The organism is Paenibacillus sp. FSL L8-0494 (genome assembly GCF_038003695.1).
Lineage (GTDB): Bacteria > Bacillota > Bacilli > Paenibacillales > Paenibacillaceae > Paenibacillus_AQ > Paenibacillus_AQ odorifer.
In genome coordinates this window covers 3,662,124-3,684,869 of sequence record NZ_JBBOPQ010000001.1, presented here as the reverse complement: position 1 = coordinate 3,684,869, position 22,746 = coordinate 3,662,124, and the positions used below count along the sequence as shown (strand labels likewise).

Sequence of the window (22,746 nt, the reverse complement as noted above, 5' to 3'; positions counted from 1 at the left end):
CGTGTTACTTTGGAGATCAGACTATAGGGAAGGAGGATTCATTGACGTTAATTAAAAACCGTCACTTAAGGAGAAATTTTTGTGCACTCATTGAAATCGACCTCGGGCACAATGAAAGTGTTAATAGTAACGTTGAGGATGCGATGATTCCCTAATGAAGCACGTATCTCCAAATCTTTTTCAGCATATAAGTAAATGTCACTTCCGCCCTAAAGTTAAAGCGCTTTAACATTATAAGCGTGTGTAGCACTTATTGTTAAGCGTTTTACTTTGGAGATCATTCTATAGGGAAGGAGAATTCATTGACGTTAATTAAACTAACCATCACTTAAGGAGGAATTTTTATGTACTCATTGAAATCGACCTCAGGCACAATGAAAGTGATGTTACTTGTTATGCTTTCGGCGGTTATGCTTCTATCGACATTAGCCGCACCTGCACCGCTTCAACCAAAAGCTCATGGAGCGGGTGAATTGAAACCGTTTCCTCAACAAGTCAGCTATCCGGGTATCATTAAACCAAACCACGTCAGTCAATCCTCGTTGAATAGTTCTGTAGCTTCCTACTATGACTACTGGAAGGCTACTTATCTTAAAAACAACCTGTCCTCGCTGCCTGGAGGATACTATGTAAAAGGTGACATTACTGGCGAAGCGGACGGCTTCGATCCGCTAGGCACATCGGAAGGCCAAGGATACGGTATGGTCATTACCGTGCTTATGGCCGGTTACGATACGAATTCCAGAACAATCTATGACGGTTTGTTCAAAACGGCTAGAGCGTTCAAGAGCTCTAACAACCCGAACCTGATGGGATGGGTAGTAGCAGATAGTACTGGGGCTCAAGGGCACTTCGGTTCGGCAACAGACGGGGACCTCGATATCGCTTACTCCCTTATTCTAGCTGATCGCCAATGGGGCTCGACCGGAACGATCAATTATTTGGCTGAAGCCAAAAAGATGATTGGCGCTATTAAGCTTAGCAATGTGACAACTAACAACAGGCTGAACCTTGGTGACTGGGATACGAAGAGCGCCTTGAATACCCGTCCCTCCGACTGGATGCTCAGCCATCTACGGGCTTTCAATGAAGTAACTGGAGATTCAACTTGGCTAAGTGTCATCAACAATCTGTATAACGTATACAGCCAATTTACAGCAGCTTATTCGTCTAGCACAGGTCTGATATCGGACTTCGTGGTAGGCAACCCGCCTAAGCCGGCTCCCCCAAACTATTTGGAAGAGTTCCCTGAAACAAATGAATACAACTACAATGCAAGCCGTGTACCACTTCGGATCGTAATGGATTACGCCTTGTACGGAGATACCCGCGGTAAGGATATCGCTAATAAAATGGTGGTATGGATCAAAGGAAAAACAGGCAACAATCCGAACAATGTGAAGGACGGTTACCAACTGAACGGTTCGAATCGCGGTACTTATGCAACAGCGGTATTCGTAGCGCCTTTCATCTCCGCAGCGACGACTACCAGCACGCATCAAGCTTGGGTCAATGCCGGTTGGGACTGGATGAAGAACAAAAAGGAAAGTTACTTCAGCGACTCCTTTAACATGCTGAACCTACTGTTCATCTCGGGGAACTGGTGGAAGCCTACCTACAGTGCAGCGGATGCACAAGCTCCCTCGGATCCAACGAATCTGACCGCAACAGCAGCTTCAAGCAGCCAAATTAATCTGAGTTGGACTGCTTCCACAGATAATGTCGGTGTAACAGGCTATCGGGTTTTCCGTGGCGGCGTGGAAGTAGGCGCACCTACAGACACATCCTTCAGCGATACCGGACTTACCGCATCGACAGCTTACAGCTATACGGTGAAAGCTGTCGATGCCGCAGGCAACCTGTCTGCTAACAGCAATACCGCAACAGCAACTACAAGTGCAACTTCTCCTGACAACACCAACCTTGCGCTAGGTAAGACAGCGGTAGCCAGCTCTATCGAAGGTGCAGGATTTGAAGCTTCCAAGGCAACAGACGGCAACTCCACTACCCGTTGGGCGAGCATGGAAGGAAGCAACAATGAATGGATTTACGTCGATCTGGGTGCAACCCAAAGTGTGAACCGCGTCAAGTTGAATTGGGAAGATGCTTACGCTAAAGGCTACAAAGTTCAGGTGTCTAACGACGCAACAACATGGACGGATACTTACGTAACAACGACCGGTAATGGTTCTATTGACGATATTACATTTACCGCAAATAGCGGACGTTACGTCAGAGTGCTGTGTACTGCTAGAGGGACCGTATACGGATATTCAATATTCGATTTCGAGGTTTACGGCTCTTAATTGAACAAAGCCTGGCGGATATGAATCCGTCAGGCTTTGTTACTTTTGCTTAGGGCAGCGACGGTTCTATAAACCGTATTATCACTGGATGTGCAGCTATATGGACTTCATTTCGATTATAGGAGAATAAGAACCATTTCCATTGCGACATTTGCTCGTATCTCTTTATTAAAGATTAAATATCCCGAAATCTGGATGCCTCCCTCCACTCTCATATCCTGATCTTGTTCATTTATTCGATTTATCGTTCGCAACAAGGTTGATTTCCAGCAACCGGAGGGGCCGATCAAAGCCGTAATTGATTTTTCAAGGATGCACATAGTTATATTTTTTAATCTGGCACATCTCACGTTCAAAATAATACGGTTGGCTGATATCGCCCTGCTGATCTAGCATGAGCAGTATCGTGTAAATATCACCCAGTTGTGAGCTTTGAAAGATTAGATTAAATACGATCGGATGCTCCGGCATATGTTCCAAAAATGTACTGTCTTCTTACATCATCGTTTTACAAGTGTTTTGCATAATTCAATACTAAATTCCTAGAAATAAAAAGCCGAATGGATCGTTCTCATCCACTCAGCTCATAGGTTTATTTTACAATAATCTGTATAGTATCACTTTCCGTAGTTCCACTTCCATTCATAAACTCACAGTGATATTGATAAATGCCAGGAGTTTTCCCTGAGATTTGTGTAATGGCCGATTGAGCACTTGGTGTTTGTGAAGATAAAGATTGCGTTTCAATGAGTTCGCCATTTTCATATAATCGATATTGTGCTGCGTTCGTGCCCCACCACATATTAGCAGTAATGTTATAGTCCCCATCTTGATCCCAGTTGTCACTAGACAACACAGGTTTGCCGGGATTCGCCTCAGTCACGGTGACGGTGTGTGGATCACATGAAGTCGTTCCATACAAATTCGATAACTCACATGTATACACATAGGTTCCATTCGGCTTTCCTTGAATAGGAATAATGGAAGTCTGGGCAGCAGGCGAAACATCGGCCAGTGACTTCGTTTGGATCAATTGGCCATTCTCGTACAACTTATACAGTGAGCCATTGTTTCCCCACCACATATTCATCGTAACTTCGTAATTGCCATCATTTATGCCTGTGGCAACACCGCTATTATTCGAAAGTGCCGGTTTACCTGGCACCCCATTTGCAAGCAATTCCGGGCTAACGGAATGCCGTTCGAACTTGACTGCATCAGCCCTCGTATAAATCATATCGGCAGGTAGAGTTGGCGGATCTACCGTTGTCGGAGTAACCCTGGTTAGACGAACATACTCGCTGCCGTCTCCAGTAAAGTCGAACGTTCCTAGATTAACCCAACCTGAGGAGCCGACGGTTGCATCAATATACGTGACCTCGGTAACCGACTGATGCTTCACTTCTACTTTGACATAATTATCGTTTGCCGTCGTATGGACGAGCTTGTAGATGGAGACCGTATATTTCCCCTCTGGGAACTGGCCTTTCCACGTCGCTGATGATCCTTGCACGGTAGAGTAACGGGACTTAACCCCAATTTTGTATCCGGCTAAATTGCTTTGGCTCCAAGATCCTTCTGTCGTGTATAACCCAGTCGTATTCGTGCTGTCGACAATAACCGTTAAGTCCCTGATCGCAATTGTCAAAGACGGCGTTGTTAAGGTCACCCCGTCAATCGTTACAGTGGCCCATACCTCAATATGATCCGTTTCTCCGTCGAGACTTAGAAGGGTCAACATACCGCTACTGTCCACTTCAGCCAGATCGGTTCGATCAACGAAATATTGCACATTTGCCTGTGATAGATCACCAATCAGACCGTTATCCAAATAGCCGGTCACGCTTAGTTGTGCGGTTTGAGTCATTTGCAGTTCACTCCGATCCGACAGGATCACCACAGACTCCAATTGCGGCATACTTTTTGGATCGACCCACATCATCGCATCGGCAACTACCCGTGACTTGTTGGCCTTATTGGTTAACTCGACATATCCGCTATAGCCTGCTGCAAAAGGATAATCTCCCAGGTGCACCCAAGTCCCATTGGCCGTTGTCTCATCAACGGTAACCGTCTCGGAGCCTCCACTATAATAAACGGTAAATGAGGCATTCGTTGCCCAATTTTCACTTGTAGCGGTTATTTGCGGAAGCTTGTAATACACACTGTAAGTAACACTTTCCGGCAGCTCAGGCTGCCATTTAATTCTGCTTGTCGCTGTGCCGGCAGCCGATTTGGCGTACACATAGTTATCATAGTAATAGTCGTTAGCGGTTGTATCCCGTATCCAGACGCCTTCTGTCTCCGCCTCCGTATTATCCACAATGATCGATGAACCCTTCTGCCAATCCGGTTGAACCGGAGTTTCTTGTACCTGATCAGGCAAATAGAGTGTCCGCTTGCGAGTCTGTTTCCCGTCCGATTCCACATAATAAGTGAAGGTTTGGGATAAATCGTTTACCCGTATCGACCATTCCATCGGATAAATCGTATCTGGAATCGTCGTATACGTCGCCCCGCCATCCAAGGAATAATGGATCGTCGCTGGTTTTGTCGTTTTTGCCTGCACATAAGCATCATAGGCCGTTTCGTCGGGCTTGACGATCAGCATACCTTTAACCGCATCTATAGGGCTGTGGATATCGAAGAAATAGCTTGCCTCCGATGTATCAGCAGTTCTGACCTGGTGCAGCGGCACATCAATGTTGAGTCCTTCTACAATGATAGCGGTTATTCCCTTGCTTGAAACCGTGGCTTGAATGATTCCGCCACTCATAACCGTTTGCTCTGGTGTGCCATTGTCGCGGATGATGGTTACGGTATAATCTTGTGCCGGGTTGAACCCAATGATTTGCGCATTCAATTCGATAGGAGTCTGGACTTCAGCTGACGATTCGTTGCTTAACCCGATGTAGAATTTATTCCCGCTCTCTCCCGTTATCCAGTTCAATTGAGGATGGTTGGTCTTAATAATCCCCTTGGGCATCCAGAGCCAAACGTCGGAATTACCGTAAAAATGACCTGGTTTATTTCCATAGAGGTGATATTTGAACCATAAAAAATTAGTTTCAAATACAGTAGGGAATGTAATACTACCATTCGATTTCAACGATTGTTCGCTGATCAAATAATCCATAGTTTGCCCGAGTTGTCCCGGTATATGGTGATAATAGATAGATGTAGCCCCGCTTGGGCCTTCCAGAGGAAACTCTGGTTCAAGTTGGCTAACGGCGAAGCCCTTATAGTAATAACCTGGATAACTGGAATACCGACCAATAACCGCATTATGAGCAATATCCTGCAGCAGTTTATCACCTGTATAGAGCGACAATCTCAGCATGAATGGAGCTTCCTGAGCATTCATCCGATAATAGCCAGTTGTACTTCCCGCTTCAAACGTCAATCCATTGGGAGAAACAAGCTCACTATCCGCTTGTACGCCTCCGGCTACATCTTCTGGGAGCTTGATCCGAGGATATTGATATTTACCACTTTCCGGCCAATGGAACGACTCCGCGTAATTATACGTCTCAGGCTGCGGAATCGTAACGGCACCTTCAGGAACCGGACGAGCAACGAACATCGTTGCATACCGTTTGGCTTCCTTATAAGCAGCATTCAAGTATTTGGGATCCTGAGTTTCCTCGTAAAGCTCCAAGATCTCCATCCACAGCTTGCTATAATAATAAATGAACTCATTTTTACTCACATTAACAGATGCAGGCGTATCAATATGCTGCATGATATAGCTGTCGGCTGCATCCTTGGCAGCCTGTAAATAATGCGCATCTCCCGTCATACGATACATCATCAGGGGCTGAATGACAGGACCGCGGTCTTTCTGGTCAGGATCACGCACGAGGTACTCTTCCTGTGCTAGCGCCCCAATTCCTGCCGAAGTACCCATCATCTGATTGACAGCGGCTACGCTTGAAAAATCAAACGGCAAGGTTGCCATTTTCCATAATGACGGCACACCGTATACTGGCTTCTGCGTCGGCGACCAACCTATGCCATTTCGCGATAAGCCATACTGGACGGACGGCAATGCTCTCGTATCGTAAAGCTGGTCATCCCCAGTCAAATAGTAAGCCCCCAAAAGAACCGCATTCGAGCTTGTTCGAACGCTATCCTCGTTTTCGATGTCAATGAAGCCCTTGGCACGGCTCCACCACCCGCTGGGTGACGGGACATAATCAACAGAGTCATCTCCTTGCGGCTCTATCTTAAGTAAATCGATCATATTGAACATCGCGTCAGTAAGCGACTGATCTGATACATTCTCACGGTATGCAGAATAACCGTACTCTTTGCGAAGAATATCCGCGTAGGACTCATACAAATTACTTTTTTGAGCGATTAGTCCCATATGAAATTGATAAGTGCTTTCTGCGTTCATTTGCGAATAGGTCCCTAATTGAGGAGCATACAAGATTGGCTGCACGCTGCCTTCGTTGTTGACAAGGCTCATGCCGAGCCTTTGCTTCGTAACACCTCCCGTCGGTTCAAATTCAACCAGAAGCTCATCCGACGGTACAAATACCCCATACGTCAATGGATTCCCCGAACCGTCATTCTTCTCAACCAGACTCATCGGAGCGCTCAGTTCCCTTAAGCTTGTTGATTCCACTGAACCTACCATTTTGGCGTGTGATCTGAAACCATTTAACACTTCATTGACACCTGAGATTTGCTCTGTTGTGAAGGACTGATAACCGATTACATAATTGCCATCCCTGCGAGGTGTAAAGGCGAAGGAAACATCAGGTTTGTCCCCTGACATAGACCAGTTCACTTGTAAATCGTAATCGCTTTCATGTGATGAATCGGTTAATATCGCCGTGTGGCTGTCGGGGAAGTCGATCTCGTCGAATGTAATCCAGTGTTTGTTCATCGTATCGTAGTAATTGGTACGACTCCCCGCATTCCCATCCAATAAGACCCATTGTTCTTCAAGTCTTTCTGATACATTATTGACAGGTACCCAGTTCTCCGTATCCGCGTCCTTGTAGAACAAATCACGAACGATGGATTTGCCACCATCCCAAGCTGCTTCATAGAAGGTTGCTTTATAGCCGTCATTCTCGATGCTGCCTTTTTCCGTGTAACTGAGATTCGCCAATGTACGGCTGCGCAGCGGAGGCAACGGGGGAGCCTGCTGCCGGATATTCCCTTCAAATTTGACCGCATCGGCTCGCGTAATGATCTTTCCGGTCGTAGGTTGTGTTCGAGTCAGTCTGACAAATTCGCTATCATCACCACTGAAATAATATGACCCCAAATCAACCCATCCGGCCGATGGTCCCGACGAGGGTCTCAGATCCATAAACATGACATCCGTAATCCCATTGTGAACAATTTCGATTTTAACATTACTGTCTGCTTTGTCCGCCCAATCAAGCTTGTTGAATGAAATTTTCGCCGTCCCTGCTTCTAATCGCGGATTCCATGTGATGCTTCTTCCTACTGCATCGGTAAATTTGGAACTGGAATAATTATATCCCTTCACTCCCGTACTTGTAGTCCAATCAGGAGCGGAGAATCCGTTATTTGCGTTATTTACATCAGTGGTGACGACATCATCAATCGTGATGCTTCCATCATCAATGATGATCGTCTTATGAGGTTCTTTTTGCTGAATATTACCTTCGAACTTGACCGCATCTGCACGAGTAAGTATCGTGCTGGTTGTGCTGGTAGACCGAGTTAATCTAACGAATTCGTTACCCACTCCGGAAAAATAGTACTCTCCCAAATCAACCCATCCCACAGAAGCGCCAAATGAAGGTCTCAAATCCATAAAAAGAACATCCGTCGTTCCATTGTGGACGATTTCAATTTTTACATTGCTATCTGCTTTATCTTCCCAGTTAAGCTTGTATAACGAAATTCTCGCCGTTCCCGCTTCCAATCGTGGATTCCATGATATCGTTCTGCCTGCTGTACTCGTATATTTGGAACTGGAGTTATCATACCCCTTCACCCCTGTACTTGTGGTCCAATTCGGTGCCAAATATCCGTTGTTCTCGTTACCCACATCAGGTGTCACAACATCATTGATCGTGATGCTCCCGTCATCGATGATAATCGTCTTATACGGTAAGGTCTCTGCATAAGCGGTCCTTATTCCGTCTAGGCTGAAAGGAACTAATATCGTCACGATGAAAACGATTAAGAAAAACAGCTTCCTTTTTATCATACAACTCACAGCCTCCCTTAAGTTGATAACGCTTTCAAAATAATAAAACCCTCCTTTGTTCGAAGATCATAAAGAAGCGATCAGCCGTATCCTTCTGGCTAATCCCGCTCCGTCGTTTTTATCATAGCATGTCACAGAACTGTGAAATTTCTTTGATTTCAAGAATTTCTTATAAGATTTTAAGCAAGAAGAAACGACTTTGTCTTCCTTTAAAAAAGAGACCTACATCATAACTGGCCGCTCAACTGCAGTCAGTATAAAATAGGTCTTTCAATTGGATAAAACCTTTAGATTAATTATAATGGCGGCTGCACCAATAACAACTTCCCAAGCTGGATCACCGTTTGATCATACCAATCTGGATGCTGCCGAACATGCTCAATACTTCGTTCATTTCCGCATGCCTCAAACACAGCCGCTTTGTCTGTCTTTTCGGTATCGACTTCGAAGCGAACTGTATGTTTCCCATTCGGGAGCTCTGGCAAGAATACATACTGATTACGATTATGATCGTTGTGTAGTGTGAATCGATCGACAATAAAGGGTTCTCCACCATCCACCGACACCTTCAATCTGCCAGAATCAGGCCCCCCGATATCGAATAATCCGATATGGGTTCCCTCGAACTGCACCGTGATAGCCTCTCCAGGATCGACTGCTCGCCATAGGCCGGGGAACAACCAATTGTACTCGCGCACTAAAGCACAATCATCCGGAGTCATGTAAGACCATCCTGCGGAAAAATCGGTAAGACTATCCAGTGACAGCATGGTCGCATACTCCCAAGGATTAGCCGGAACCAACGGATTCTGAGGTAAGTGATGTACTGACCTTCCCGGATGATCTTGAAGTTCTCTAATTTTCTCAAATGACCGGGTGATCGTATCCGTGTAAATCTGGTGTCCTTCAGGAATAGTCGGATGGATCGAATCATGCGTAAAAACAACGGCTCCGGAAATGGACACGTCTTCCCTTGAGGTAAAAACGAGTTTTCCCTCCGACACCAAGTGACTGACCTCTACGCCTAGATGAATCGAAGGAATGCCGTAATAGTCGGCCACTTCCTCTTGCATTATAGCCCCCTTCTGGTATTCCCCAGACTGAAATAAGGCCACATCCCGCTCCTTCAGCGTATAAACGAACAGGATATCGGTAAACCGGTTCCGCTTGCGGATCTGACGGACAATCCCTTCGATACGCGCCTTGGATTCGGGATCTCCGCCATCGTTACCGACAAATTCAACAAATACTAGATCAGGCCGATGACGCAGTACATCTGTCTCCAAACGGGCACAGCCCAAATCCGATCCTGTCCCATCAATGCCTGCATTCACAGAGCGGATATCCGCCTTAGGATATTGCTTACGAAGCCAATCCGCCGTCATGACCCTGTAGCCTTCAGAACGTGTATTACTGCCGCCGAAATAGACGATTGTTACGGTATCCCCATTTTCCAATTTTTGAATTATATTGGGGAGCCCTTTACGAGGGAATAATTCCTTCATCGTGACTTCACCTGACCTCATTTATCGATTTTAGGAGCAAACAATTTTACAGCAAACACTTCGAAATAAGGCGAACCATAAGTTGCGCAGAAATTAATCCGGATTCGGGATACACGTTTCTCATCCACCTTATGTTTATTCAAGGTGAGATAATTCCCACGAGTTATGATTGTCCTATCGGTTCCGTCTTCTAAGGTCAAGGTCATATCATAATCTTGAATAAGGGACTCGATCGGATCGTTGAAATGCTCCAAATCCAGCTGCGAATTAAAAACAAGATGGATTTCGTCCAGATTTTTGGGGCTTGTAAAACAGAATTCCAACCATTCCTGTCCTTTCGAATGTTCAGAAATCCAGCCGTTCGGTTGGCCATAAGGTCTGGAGTAGCCATTGACAACATTCTCAGGACTATACATATTCTGAGCTGGCATCAGGTCCTTAAAGCAAATGCTCTTATTGAATTTCTTCAGCCTGGACGGCTCTTCCGGCCTATAATGGAAGCTGACCGCACCTGTCAATTTCTCTTCATTACCGTATATGGCAATGCTCGCCGTGCCCTCCAATATGATGTAGATTTTGTCGTCAGCCGGTTTCTTGCAGTCCAAGTCTAGCGTAATCCAGTCGTCATGACCGGCTGTAATAACCAAGTGGTAGTCTCTCAACTCGCTGGTTGGAATGTAATTTTCCTTCCGTTCCCCGCCAAACAGCTTCACATGTAGAGTTTCCGAATGCTTGGACCTATTTTTAATTTTGATCCGTACGCTTTCAGCCACGGATGTCTGAATCGGCAAGACCAAACATAACCCTTTCTCCAAGGAAATCTCTTCGGTTGGATGAAGATTGTCATAACTGCGCTGAGACGAGGCACGAATAGTTAATCCGTCAGCGAAGTAAGGATCCAATTCTTCTTGAAGGCCTACAATGGTTTGCCCGTCTCGAAGCAGTAGCGCCTGCAGCTCCCCCATATGAGCTTCGACTATGGCCGCGGGGTCTACCTCATATTTCGAGCACAAAGAAGCAGCTGTTCCAACCGCCTGCCCCATACAACCGCAGGTTGCCATAACCCTTGTAGATCCGAAAGCCACATGGGTAGCACTTATATTGCGACCAGCGAACAAGAGATTAGGAATATTTCGTGAATATAAACTGCGGAAAGGGATATTGTACAATCCGGGCACGAAATTCCAAGCTGTAGCCGGCCCCTCATCGTAGATACCCTTATTAGCATGTAAATCCATATACCATCCACCGACGGATACAGCATCTTCGAAATGCGGCTTTGCTGTGAGATCGTTCTGAGACAACATGTGATCCCCAATAAACCTCCTCGACTCCCTCTTTCCCGGGATCGGGCATACATAATCCAAGATGAGATTGTCTACATCATCAAATTCACCGCTATTTTTGAGATAATCCCAAATCCCGTACACCAATTTCCGCAGTTCCAACGCGATGTCTTCATTATTTTTGATAATATCCATATGTCCGCCGTATTCCAGCCACCACAATCCGCCAAGCCCGTTGATTTTTCTTGGAAAAGCCCGATGGTTCAAGCCTTTTCTGATACTATCGAAAAAGGCCAATTTCGTAATATCATACGCAAAGCCAGGTCTTTTGTATGGAACGGAATATCCTACGTCACGGGCTTGAAACAGGATCGTATCGCCCATGGTGTAATGGTCCGCCACTTCAGGAGCCAATTCTTCCTTGTATTCATGTTTCGCTTCTCTCCCCCATCGGAAGAGAGCACCTGCCTGATATCCGACAACTCCATCTCCGGAGCAATCGATATAGGTTCGGCTTTCAAAACGAAATTTCCTTTCGGAAGCCAATTGAAGGCCCTCCACCCATTTAATTCTGCCGTTCTCCATGCCCGTTTCATGCACGCATGTATTCAGAAATAGAGAAATGTTAGGCTCAGCATAGACCATATCCAACAAGACCGTATCCGAAAGCGAAAGCATCAGCTTCTTGTTGTATAACGGATTATAGTGGAAAATCTTCAACTTGAGTTCTTCCACCAACCCTCCTTCGCGTGCATAATAGGATGGACTGTTTCCGAGATATGCCGACCCGTTGATATGAACCCTGACCTCGCTGCTCGCATTTCCCCCAAGAACCGGTCGATCATTAATAAGTGACACTTGCAGCCCTTGGCGTGCGGCAGCAATGGCAGCGCATATCCCAGCAATACCTCCGCCGACGACGGTTACATCTGCTTTAATAAGCTCCATTTTGATAACCTCCATGATTAGATCCTTCTATCATGGTAATCCTTTTGCTCCCTTTTTTTTTACATGATTTCGCGAAAAAATCACACATTTTTTGCAACCTTAATTGGATTCATACCGTGTCATTTTTATCCGATATTGCTTAGGAGTATCACCCGTATATTCTTTAAATAATTTGCAAAAATAACCTTCATTCACAATTCCTACTTCCTCGCACAATTCCAATATAGAATAATCCTGAACATTTAACAGCTCGAGAGCTAATTGGATTTTTTTACGATTGATGTAGCTGATAACGCCCTCGTTCATTGTTTTTTTGAATAAGCTGCTAAAATACGATGGAGCTAAATTCACTTCCTCGGCAATCGCCTCGAGCGTTAATCGCTGTTTCAGGTTTTTCTCTATAAACCGCATAGCACTCATGATTTCTATACGATGTAAAAGTTGGCCAGCGTGTACATATTCGAAGGTAAAGTCGCCAATATAGGCAAGCTGCTCCCGAAAAGCTAAAAATTCTATGGGAAACTCTGCTACTTCCGTGGCCAACTTGTTCCCCGATTTAAACTTCACAATAATGTCTCTGTACAAGTCTCGTAGCATAGGCGCCATGATGGACTTATGGATTTTATGGTCCGTAACAAATTGGTTCAGATCAGCAAACGCTTTCTCCAGCTCTTCCTTGGAAACCTTTCTTTTCACCCCAGCAAGAAAATCAGCCAGTTTCTGCTGAAATTCTTCTTTTCTGTCATTATGGTAATGGAACCGATGCATGGGTGTTTTTACTACTTTCTCTGTATGATAATAGAAATCATCACTCACATTTTGTGCTTCCGTGTAAGCTTGTTTGATGGATTCCCAGCCTCGGTGCTGACCTCCAAAAGCGACAGATACCCTTTGATTCAAATATTGATGCAAATGGGAGACGATCTGCCCCCCCAGTGTCTGGCAATCATATTCCGTTTCCAGATCACTACGATTATTTTCCCAGGAAAGAAAGCCAATAAAACGATTATCGGATAGATCCGCAGCTACACCACTGCCGCCATTCATCACCGTTTCTTCGATTATATTTGTAATCGCATACCGCAAGATGTTTTGATCAGACGCTGAATAATCGTTTCGGAAACTTTCATACATATTCATTTCGACAATGAAGCAGCGATAGTTGGCTTGAAAAAAATGGAACTGCATGCGATTGGCAAAATCCGATGCCCGATGAGAAGGAATTTCGCCTCTGATAAGCTCGTTAAAAAATTGCTTGCGGACTCTATATTTATTTTCAAGCACGGATACGTTTAACGATTGAAATTCCGCTTCTTTTTTCTTTACCTCATTTAAAATCCCGGCTGCCTTATCTAAAGCTCGATCCAAATCCGCGTCCCTGAGCGGAACCTTAACAATGTACTCCAATACGTTGGCTTGAATAGCTCTCTGGGCGTATTCAAAGGATGAATAAGCGGTCAAAAGAATGAATTGGGTATGGGGAAGCTTTGGCTTTAGCTGCTCAATCATGGAAATCCCATCCATTCGCGGCATGACGATATCAGATATTACGATATCCGGCTTAAGCTTTACGATCTCCTCTAACCCCTTCAGCCCATTATTCGCTTTTCCCACTAAATGAAATCGCCTATCCCTAAGGGAGAGCTCGTGAAAAAACAATTCCAATCTCTGAATGATTAGATCTTCATCGTCAACAATGAAGCAGGTGTAGTCTCTCATCATCATGCATCTCCTTTAAACAAGCCTGCTGGGAATAAGGCGCGAACCCGGGTTATTTCCTTAGGTATGCTTATGATTTGGAGCCCGAATTGTTCTCCGTAGTGAAGTCTGATTCGGTCATGAATATTGTTTAACCCGATTCTTTTTCTTTTCAATTCCACATCCCCCGGTTCTGAAATTAAAATATGCTTTATTTTATCAGTTGGAATTCCCTCGCCCTGATCAACTACTTCTATGATGACATTGCCGCCCTCCCTGTACGCATGAATAGTAATAGGGCCTTCGATCCCCCCACCGTTATAACCATGGAAGATACTATTCTCCACAAGGGGCTGCAGCAGCATTCTAAAAACCGAAAAATCTATTAGCCCTGCTTCGATATTTTCGATTAAGTGGAAGTTTCTGTTATAGCGGATGTTCTGGATCGCGATATAGTCCGATACATTTTGCAATTCCTGACGCAGTGATACCTTCTCCGAAGCGTCGGCTATCCCATATTCCAATATTGAAATAAGAGACTCAATCACCACATCTACTTTCTCTATTTGTCCGAGTCGTATGACATTGCTGATAGAACCAAGCGTGTTATACAGAAAATGAGGGTTTATTTGAGACTGCAGTACTTGAATTTCCAGCTTGCGTTCAAGTTCATTATGAAGCTCTGCTCCCCGAATCAGTTCCACAATTTGCTGCAGCATACGATCGAATGCTCGGGAGAGATCTCCAAACTCATCGTTTCGGTTAATCGATATTGTAGTTGTGAGGGAGCCTTGCTCCACCCGCTTCATTTTTGTTTTGAGTGCATAGAGCGGGTTCCTAATATATTTGGCAATAAAGAAGGAAACGAACAGACTTAAGAGAAAACCTGCAGCTAGAAGCTCGATATAATAGGTTTCCAATCTGGATAAAGCAGCTTTTAGGCGTGATTCATCGTTGATTGAGATGATGGTCCAGTTAAATTTTTCAGTCGGTTTTTTCAGAAGGGAGACCTGAATCCCCTCCTTGGTGTGCAGTTGAAGGTTTGTTTCTGTAGTATCCAGAATTTGTTCCGCTGACGTTTCACCGATTGAAAAAGTATGATCTTGAACATTCAGGGGGCCTTTATTTTCCGAAAACCCGGCAATGATTTTTCCCGATGCGGTGATTAGAGCCAAATTCATTTGTTCTTTTTTATTAATCTTGAACAAGGTTTCTTCAATGGCATTTAGATCTAAGTCTACCGCAATGGCCATAGGAAACGGAGCACTGTTCAGATATCGGACCATCGTAACTGTCCAGCCGGAATATTTAGATTTGTAAGGATCACTGACAAATGTAATCCTTCTGTTCTTGTCAGCTGCCTCAAACAATGGTTCTCTTTCAGCTAAAGGTTCATCAAATATTCGGGTAGGTGTACTTCCGCCTAGAATGGATAAATCGCTTTTGATCAAATAAATATTACTGACGTAATTACTGTTGAGTTCATACAGCTCTCTTAATTGCTTTTTAATCACGTCCGGATTGTCAATGTTGGCTTTCACCGATGACTCGACCGAGAACAGCATCGTCTGGAAGGAGGAAAAATTAACTGTGAAATACTGATCAATCTTATCAAGTATTTGGTTGGTGTAATAAATGTCAGAGGTTCTTATTTCCTTTTGGACATAGCGATAAGACAATTGACTTATCAAGATTATGCAGCTTAATACAAATGCAAACACGATAAAAAATAGTTTTAAAGGCAAGCTGATTCTTCTTCGCATCGATCATCTTCCTTTTAAATCTGTAATAAACAAATAATAGCATATGATAAGAAGAAACGCCTTCGGCGTCCTTTTTAAGGACGATAAGCGTTTCTTCGAAAAATAGAAGGATAAAGTATAAAGTAAAACTTATACTTTCTTATATTTCAATAAAGAGAGGGGCTAATTATAGCCGCTCTCTTCGTTTAAAAGATAAGAATTTATATGCTTCGCGCATAAATGTTCCTTATCTTTCTCGCTGAAACGGTACCGCCCTTTAAAAGGACGGCGAAGCCGTTTCTACTTGATTTACTTGATTAAGCCTGCTTCTTTAAATTGCTTGATTACTGAGTCTTTATACTTCTGCATGTCAAACTTAGTTTCCAATGTATTGAGGAAATTGTCCCAGTTCGAAAGAGGCTCTTTGCCAGTCATAAATTTGACCAAGCTTTCATTAATGTAACGTTGGCGGTCAGCTGCCAATGAATCGTTCGGGTCTTCAGTCAATAAATTCCCGGGCAACGTAGCCGCCACGTATTTCTGATTGTTCTCAAAAGCTTCTGCCGTCTTAGGATTCTGGAAGCTGAAGTACTCAGCATCATCACCACGACGCGGCATTCTATAATGATCGACCCATAAGTACTTTTCTTTCATTTCCTTAGATAATTCGGAGGTTTTATTTTTGATCTTGCCGTCTACCAAATCCCAATGAATCCCTTTAATTCCGTATGCAAAATTCGGATAAGCTTCTTTGTCCGTAAAGAGATAATTCAGCATGGACAAGATCCGAATGATTTTGTCCTTATCCGCTTTCTTGGATATGGCCCATGAATTGCCTTGGAACGATTTTCTCTCTACAATTTGATCACCATAAGGACCTGTCATTGGAGGAATAACGATCCATTCCGGCACCTCTCCACTGATTTCTTTCATTTTTTGCTGATAATCTGGTTCCAGCCTGCGGGCATCCCTTATCATGAAGCCAACTTTACCCTTAAATAACTTTTGGTCCAATAAATCGGGAGTATTCATCGTCACCCAGTCTGGATCTACAACTTTAGCTTCCATCATTTTATTGATATAAGCGAGTGCTTCTTTCATTTTTGGGTCGGTAAACAGGAACACTGGTTCATTGTCTTTCACATCAATGGCTGAGGGAGGATTGACACCAAACATCCACATCAAACTATCGAAGCCGTAGGTTTGCAGATTACCTTCTTTATTCATACCGCCTATGAATCCGTACGTATCATTTTTGCCATTGCCGTCCGGGTCTTTTTCTGTAAAGGCTTTCATAACTTCAAATAGCTCGTCGGGTGTTGTTGGCACTTCCATATTCAGCTTTTTCAGCCAATCATTACGGATAAAGAAGCTTCGACTAATACCGTTTACGTTATCATAACCTGGAACCCCAATGGTTTTTCCCTGATAGGACATCGCCTCCCAGGAGTCGTTGCTAAAACGTTTCTGCAATTCAGGAAATTGATCCAGATACGGTGTCAAATCCGCAAGAACGCCCTGGTCATAATATTGTGCAAGATCAGCCCGGCTCTTTAAGAAGATCAAATCTGGAATATCTCCGCCAGCAATGAGCGTATTTAATTTAGTCGTTGCTTGCCCTGATTGAGGAATCATCATTTCCAAGTCGATATTTACTGCTTTCTCCAACATTTGGCGTTGGATATCTTCTTCACGGGGAGGAATCGGAGCAGCAGCATTGAAAGTTCCTTGGTTAAACATCGAAATTTTCAATTTGGTTTCAAAGGGACTAGACTGGCCTTGTGAATTACCCGAAGCTGTCGATGTAACCTCTTTTTGTTCCCCACAGCCTGACAATACTGTTCCCACACCGACCATTGCTGTCAGAATAGCAAATGTAATCGCTTTACGTTGCATAATGACCTCTCCTTTGCTTCTATATTATCACGGTTTCCCCGTAACAACTCAGGTTGGAATATCTTTTTAACCTTTAACCGATCCCAAGAGCACACCTTTGGTAAAATGCTTTTGCATAAATGGGTAAACGATCAAAATCGGAACTGTAGTCACGACAACTGCTGCCATTTGTATAGCGAACGTACTAACAGCTCCGGTATTGGCAAGCGAATCAGCACTTTGTGTTGCGACGTTAAGCAGGATGTTGCGCAAGATCACTTGAAGCGGCATTAAGTTGGAATCATTGATATAAACAATAGCATCGAAGTAACTGTTCCAATGCCCGACTGCGTAAAATAAAGAAATTGTGGATAGGACGGGCAAGGACAGAGGTAAGATGATCCGCCATAGCGACTGAAGTTCACTTGCACCGTCTACCCTCGCTGATTCCTCGATTTCAGCAGGCAATTGCTCGAAAAAGCCTTTAATGATCACCAGATTAAATGCACTAATGAGATTTGGAATAATCAATACCCACGGGCTGTTTAGCAATCCCAGAGAGCGGACTAGTAAATAAGTCGGAATTAATCCTCCCCCAAACATCATCGTAAAGACAATGAATAGTAAAAATGGGCTGCGACCCGGCAAATATTTTTTGGATAACGGATATGCCGCGATTACCGTAAAGAACACATTGAGAGCAGTGCCCACAATCGTTCGAAACAATGTAATTTTATACGCCTGCCCAATACCATGAGAAATAAATACTTCTTTATAGGCTAGAAAGGTAAAGGTTTCTGGTATAATAACAATTCCTCTTCTTAGCACTTCCGATTCTGGCGTTACTGAAACAGCAACAACATATAGAAAGGGTAGTAAGCAAAGTAGAGCTAGCAAAATAAGAATAAAATAAACGAATGCTTGCCAGACCTTTTCTCCGATTGTCAAATTGATCATTTTGATAACCACCTCACCAAATTTGCCCATCGAATTTTTTGGCGAGCTTATTCGCTGCCAACACTAAAACAAATCCGATGACCGCTTTAAATAATCCCACAGCAGTAGCCAAGCCAATCTTAAGTCGCTCGAGCCCTTCACGGTATACCCATGTGTCGATAATGTCGATCTTCTCCTGATTAAAGCTGTTGGCAAACATGAATATTTGGTCAAAACCAGCATCCAGAATATGGCTTAATTTAAGGATCAGCATCAGAATCATAACGCCTCGAATGCCGGGAAGTGTTACATGCCATAGCTGTCTCCACTTGGAAGCGCCATCAATTCTAGCCGCTTCATATAAGCTTGGATCGATTCCTGCTAATGCTGCAAGGTACAATATCGCTCCCCATCCAATATCCTTCCATATTTCAGATAAGATGATCAGCAGTCTGCCCCAGGCAGGTTCCGTTAGGAATGAGATGGGTTCAACTCCAGTTTCCTTCAAAATCATGTTAAAAAGACCATCCCCTGGGGCTAGTAATGCCACCATCATTCCATAAACAATGACCCATGATAGAAAGTGGGGTAAATAAGTGATCGTTTGTACGATTTTCTTAAACCATTGGGTATAAACTTCATTGAGCAGCAAAGCAAGTATGATAGGAGCTGAGAAACCGAACAACAGCTTATACAGGGATATGATAATCGTATTTCTCATGATGTCCCAGAAATAAACGCCGTTCATAAAATCTGTGAAATTTCTAAATCCCACCCATGGGCTATCCCATAGTCCCAAAGCTAGGTTATAGTTTTTAAAGGCAATAATGATTCCCGCCATAGGAATGTATTTGAATACGGCAAAGTAAACTAATGCCGGGAACAAGAGAGCGTACATCACTTTATACTTTTTTATCGTCCTTATCCATGAGTTCCGCTTTTTGGGGAGGGGAATGGCGTCCGCTGCCAATTTTGCTTGCATATCATCACCTCGTCTTTATTTGTATTTGTATAATAGCATCTCGTTATTGGATAAATTTCTGTAATTTCAAGAATTTCTTATAAGATATTAAGTAAGTACAGCCTCGGATAATTCGAATACAATAGGCATGATTGTCTTGCATTAAAGCTCGTACAATAACTCTGACACGAAAGTTTGAGTATAGACCAAATACAATCCTGAGGTCCCAAACAAAAAAAGCCCTAGAAAAAAATGGGCTTAATTTAATGAGTCTGTTTTTATATAATGCATCCACGTATTTTATTTTCCATTACTAAAAACTACATTCATGAGCAAAAAAGGCATCCTCCATCCCTGTTCACGTAAGTTTAGACTTCTCAATATATAAATCAATAATGCTTATGACTAGACCAAAATTCCTTTAACAAACAATGAGACACTATGCTTGTAGAACTCTTCCTCGGTGACGAATTGGGATTGATATTGCCGATGAATCAGCTCGCTCATCTGAAATCCGTAACACATCGAGAGAAAAGACATTGCGACAAGACGCTCATCCTGCCTGGCGATAACTTTTTTCTTCTGCAAGCGTTCAAAATATTCAACCAGCAAGGAGTGAAGTTTCGCCGGCGGATCGGCCAGCACTCTGTCTAATTCGGGAAGCATTCCTTTGTCGCGGATACCAATCAAAATGATGTCCGCATTTTTATGGAAGAACAAACGGTACTGCTGACTTACATTCAGCAGATCGACTTCCGGATTATCGGTCGCTTCCTCTTTTAACAGCTTCTCAAATTGCGGAATATCCGAATGTCTTTGAATGATGGCTTCCAATATCCCTTGCTTACTTCCGAATTGCCGGAAAATCGTAGATTCATTTACTTTAGCTTCCGTTGCAATGGCTTTGGTGCTTACACCCCGATAGCCATTCTTTTTGATGAGACGTGTCGCGGCTTCAATGATTCTGTCTGAAGTTTGCATTGTAGTTCTCCTTTTGCATATGTTAATCCTATTCTACTACAAGTTTTGCAGTCAGGTACCACTTGCGTGAGCATGCTCTTTTACTATCATATCGCATAGAATAAATGAAAGCAAGTACTCGCTTGCATTTATTCTTTTCATTCTCTATAATAATGACTTAGTCAGTATGCCTTATCCTAAAAACATATACGTAAAGGAGAATTTTTATGAAGTATGGACGTATTATCCAAAAACCTCGCGTTAAATTTTTTGAAGTCGCAGATGGCGTCTTTGCTGGTATTTCGCCGTATCGTGGGATCAGTTGGGCCAATGCCGGATTTATCAACAAGGGTGATGGGTTGGTGTATGACACATTCTTCGATTTGTTCCATGCGCGGGAAATGCGGGAGGTTTTTATGGAAGTAAGCAACGGCAGCTCTCCCGCATATGTGGTGAACTCGCACTATAACAGCGACCACGCCTGGGGAAACAAAGTGTTTGAAGATGCTTGTATTATTATGCACAAGGAAGCCTCCAGAGAGCGTCTCACCGAAAATATCGCTTGGATGGACAGCGTCATCAGAAGAGGAAAGAATTCTCCGGAATCGACTCCGGGTGAGCGGTTTTTTGCAGCGGAATTTGAAGGATTCGACCTGGAAGGCGTAGAATGGGTGCTCCCGAGTATTGAGATAAAGGACGATATCAACATCCGTCTTGGCGATACAGAAGTTATGATTCACAACGTAGCTCCAGCCCATTCTGATAGTGACTTACTGTTGTGGATGCCAAAAGAAAAAGTGCTGTTCGCTGGCGATGTCGTGTTTAATGGTTGTACGGCATACAGCGAAGAGGGAACTCTCAATTGGGTTAAAGTGCTTGATCGCATTATTGATGAAATTAAACCCGAAATCGTTGTTCCAGGGCATGGCGCCATTTGCGGCTTGGATTTCGTGAAGGAACAGCGAGACTACCTCTTGAACCTGATCAGCGAGTTCAACAAGCATTACAATGACGAAATCGATTCCTTGTCCCTGACCAAGCAAATGGATATTTCCCTCTTCCTTCATTGGATTCAGCCAGAACGCTTGTATGTTACAGTGGATATCCTATTGAAAAGCAAACGAGGGTTACCACCCCTTCCAATTTGGAACGAGGTGCCTGCTAAGCTGGAAGACATGAAAGCTTTTTTGGCTGGAAAATATGACAATCAGATCAAGCCATGGGACCCTATGAGTGTTTGGCAAGAATAGCAATTTACAGCTAACCTATGAAAACAAAAGAACCGCCCTGTCGCAAATGATGCGAACAGCGGCCGTTCTTTTGAATTGTTCCACGAAATTAAAAACGGTGCTTAGAAACGATTATGATAAAAAATGGAGAAGGACTATGACTTACTAGAGGGTATCCCCTCATTTGGATTGGAGAAGATTCCCGTTGTTGTTGGACTTATTATTCCAAATAACCTTCGGCAAGTTTCATCAAGGTTTCTTTGCTTACCTTATTCAAGTCTCCTTGTATAGTATAGGCGTATTTCACCTTTTTGTCTGGGCTCTCGTATACCCATTTCAGCTCGTGCCACTGCGAAGGACCAAATTCTGTATGCAGCATTTCTACACCCTTCACTTGAACCTTCTCCTGCTTAAATTCAACTTTCTCGTCAATATACGATGTTGGGTCGCTTTTCCCGCTCAGATTATTGATCATAACCCCGATTTTATCTTCGCCATTTTGATACGTAACATTGAGAAGAGAAAACTGATCTGTCATTTCAACAGACATCATTGCATAGCCCTTATTGGACTCTTCCGCCTGTTTTCTCAGCTTTTCTGCCATTTTCTTCTTTTCTTCCGAAGAAGGAGGATTCACTTCCTGAGCATTTTTAAAGATTACGTCCGCCTTTTGGAAAGTATAATTTCCATTGATGTTGTCTGCGATCTTAATGGATTTATCCGTAATCTTATCGCGCAATTGAGATGGATTGTAGAAGATAGTCAACTTCGTTCCAAGATCTGTTTGATGATTCGGGTTATTGGCAACCATATAAAACAGCCCTGCTTCCCCGTTCTTTAGCACCTTTTCCTTAAGTTCAAAAAATGCCTTGAAACGATCTGCCTCATCTTTCGATTCTGTTTTTACGCTCTATACAACGAAGAGCTCGACCCAAAATGTGACAGCAATAAAGATCATTACAATCTAAATCGAGCTTCGCAAGGAGCTTGTGTGGCCCTTTTCCGTTGGAATGTTTGTCCTTTTTTCGCCATGAAAATATCCCCTCCAAGTGTCACTCGAACCTCCATGATAACATGCAGGTTTTTTCGAGTGTCTACTTG

The 22,746-nt window shown here is 43.6% G+C and carries 14 protein-coding genes and 1 pseudogene; 3 read left to right on the top strand and 12 right to left on the bottom strand.

All coding sequences use genetic code 11. The annotated features are described in order from the left end of the window. Positions 1-464: 464 nt before the first annotated feature. Positions 465-1,613: pseudogene (locus NYE35_RS16735) on the top strand (glycosyl hydrolase family 8); the annotation flags it as partial. After that, entirely contained in the window at positions 1,590-2,306 is a 717-nt protein-coding gene (locus NYE35_RS16730) for a galactose-binding domain-containing protein (protein WP_249267696.1), read from the top strand. The pseudogene NYE35_RS16735 and the gene NYE35_RS16730, both read left to right, overlap by 24 nt. A gap of 116 nt (positions 2,307-2,422) precedes the next feature. Here the strand turns inward: NYE35_RS16730 and NYE35_RS31440 are convergent, their stop codons facing one another. From NYE35_RS31440 to NYE35_RS16680, 11 genes are all read right to left on the bottom strand, one after another. Then, entirely contained in the window at positions 2,423-2,626 is a 204-nt protein-coding gene (locus NYE35_RS31440) for an ATP-binding cassette domain-containing protein (protein ID WP_076099123.1), read from the bottom strand. Further along, entirely contained in the window at positions 2,613-2,786 is a 174-nt protein-coding gene (locus tag NYE35_RS16725) for a hypothetical protein (RefSeq protein WP_179087750.1), read from the bottom strand. Before NYE35_RS16725 ends, NYE35_RS31440 begins: the two co-directional genes overlap by 14 nt. A gap of 112 nt (positions 2,787-2,898) precedes the next feature. Beyond that, a complete protein-coding gene (locus NYE35_RS16720) occupies positions 2,899-8,505 on the bottom strand; it encodes a golvesin C-terminal-like domain-containing protein (RefSeq protein WP_341121697.1) in 5,607 nt (1,868 codons plus the stop codon). A 296-nt stretch (positions 8,506-8,801) separates the two neighbouring features. Continuing rightward, positions 8,802-10,010, bottom strand: a complete 1,209-nt coding sequence (locus NYE35_RS16715; RefSeq protein WP_076099125.1) for an SGNH/GDSL hydrolase family protein — start codon at positions 10,008-10,010, stop codon at positions 8,802-8,804. A 17-nt stretch (positions 10,011-10,027) separates the two neighbouring features. Beyond that, complete coding sequence (locus NYE35_RS16710; protein ID WP_076099126.1) at positions 10,028-12,259, bottom strand: FAD-dependent oxidoreductase; 2,232 nt, start codon at positions 12,257-12,259, stop codon at positions 10,028-10,030. An 84-nt stretch (positions 12,260-12,343) separates the two neighbouring features. Continuing rightward, positions 12,344-13,966 carry a response regulator gene (locus tag NYE35_RS16705; RefSeq protein ID WP_076099127.1) on the bottom strand — a complete coding sequence of 541 codons (1,623 nt, stop codon included), beginning with the start codon at positions 13,964-13,966 and terminating at the stop codon, positions 12,344-12,346. After that, positions 13,966-15,705 carry a sensor histidine kinase gene (locus NYE35_RS16700; protein WP_341121695.1) on the bottom strand — a complete coding sequence of 580 codons (1,740 nt, stop codon included), beginning with the start codon at positions 15,703-15,705 and terminating at the stop codon, positions 13,966-13,968. Before NYE35_RS16700 ends, NYE35_RS16705 begins: the two co-directional genes overlap by 1 nt. Before the next feature lie 288 nt (positions 15,706-15,993). Continuing rightward, positions 15,994-17,580, bottom strand: a complete 1,587-nt coding sequence (locus NYE35_RS16695) for an extracellular solute-binding protein (protein WP_036677074.1) — start codon at positions 17,578-17,580, stop codon at positions 15,994-15,996. A gap of 66 nt (positions 17,581-17,646) precedes the next feature. Beyond that, positions 17,647-18,516 carry a carbohydrate ABC transporter permease gene (locus NYE35_RS16690; protein ID WP_036677077.1) on the bottom strand — a complete coding sequence of 290 codons (870 nt, stop codon included), beginning with the start codon at positions 18,514-18,516 and terminating at the stop codon, positions 17,647-17,649. 13 nt (positions 18,517-18,529) lie between these two features. Next, positions 18,530-19,477 carry an ABC transporter permease gene (locus NYE35_RS16685; protein WP_036677080.1) on the bottom strand — a complete coding sequence of 316 codons (948 nt, stop codon included), beginning with the start codon at positions 19,475-19,477 and terminating at the stop codon, positions 18,530-18,532. A 384-nt stretch (positions 19,478-19,861) separates the two neighbouring features. Then, positions 19,862-20,437 (bottom strand): TetR/AcrR family transcriptional regulator, encoded by a 576-nt coding sequence (locus tag NYE35_RS16680; protein WP_076273214.1) that lies wholly within the window; start codon positions 20,435-20,437, stop codon positions 19,862-19,864. A gap of 206 nt (positions 20,438-20,643) precedes the next feature. Between NYE35_RS16680 and NYE35_RS16675 the strand changes: the two genes are divergently transcribed. Further along, positions 20,644-21,666 carry an MBL fold metallo-hydrolase gene (locus NYE35_RS16675; protein ID WP_076273213.1) on the top strand — a complete coding sequence of 341 codons (1,023 nt, stop codon included), beginning with the start codon at positions 20,644-20,646 and terminating at the stop codon, positions 21,664-21,666. Positions 21,667-21,865: 199 nt separating this feature from the next. Here the strand turns inward: NYE35_RS16675 and NYE35_RS16670 are convergent, their stop codons facing one another. Further along, positions 21,866-22,456 (bottom strand): hypothetical protein, encoded by a 591-nt coding sequence (locus NYE35_RS16670; protein WP_076223699.1) that lies wholly within the window; start codon positions 22,454-22,456, stop codon positions 21,866-21,868. Between the last annotated feature and the right edge of the window lie 290 nt (positions 22,457-22,746).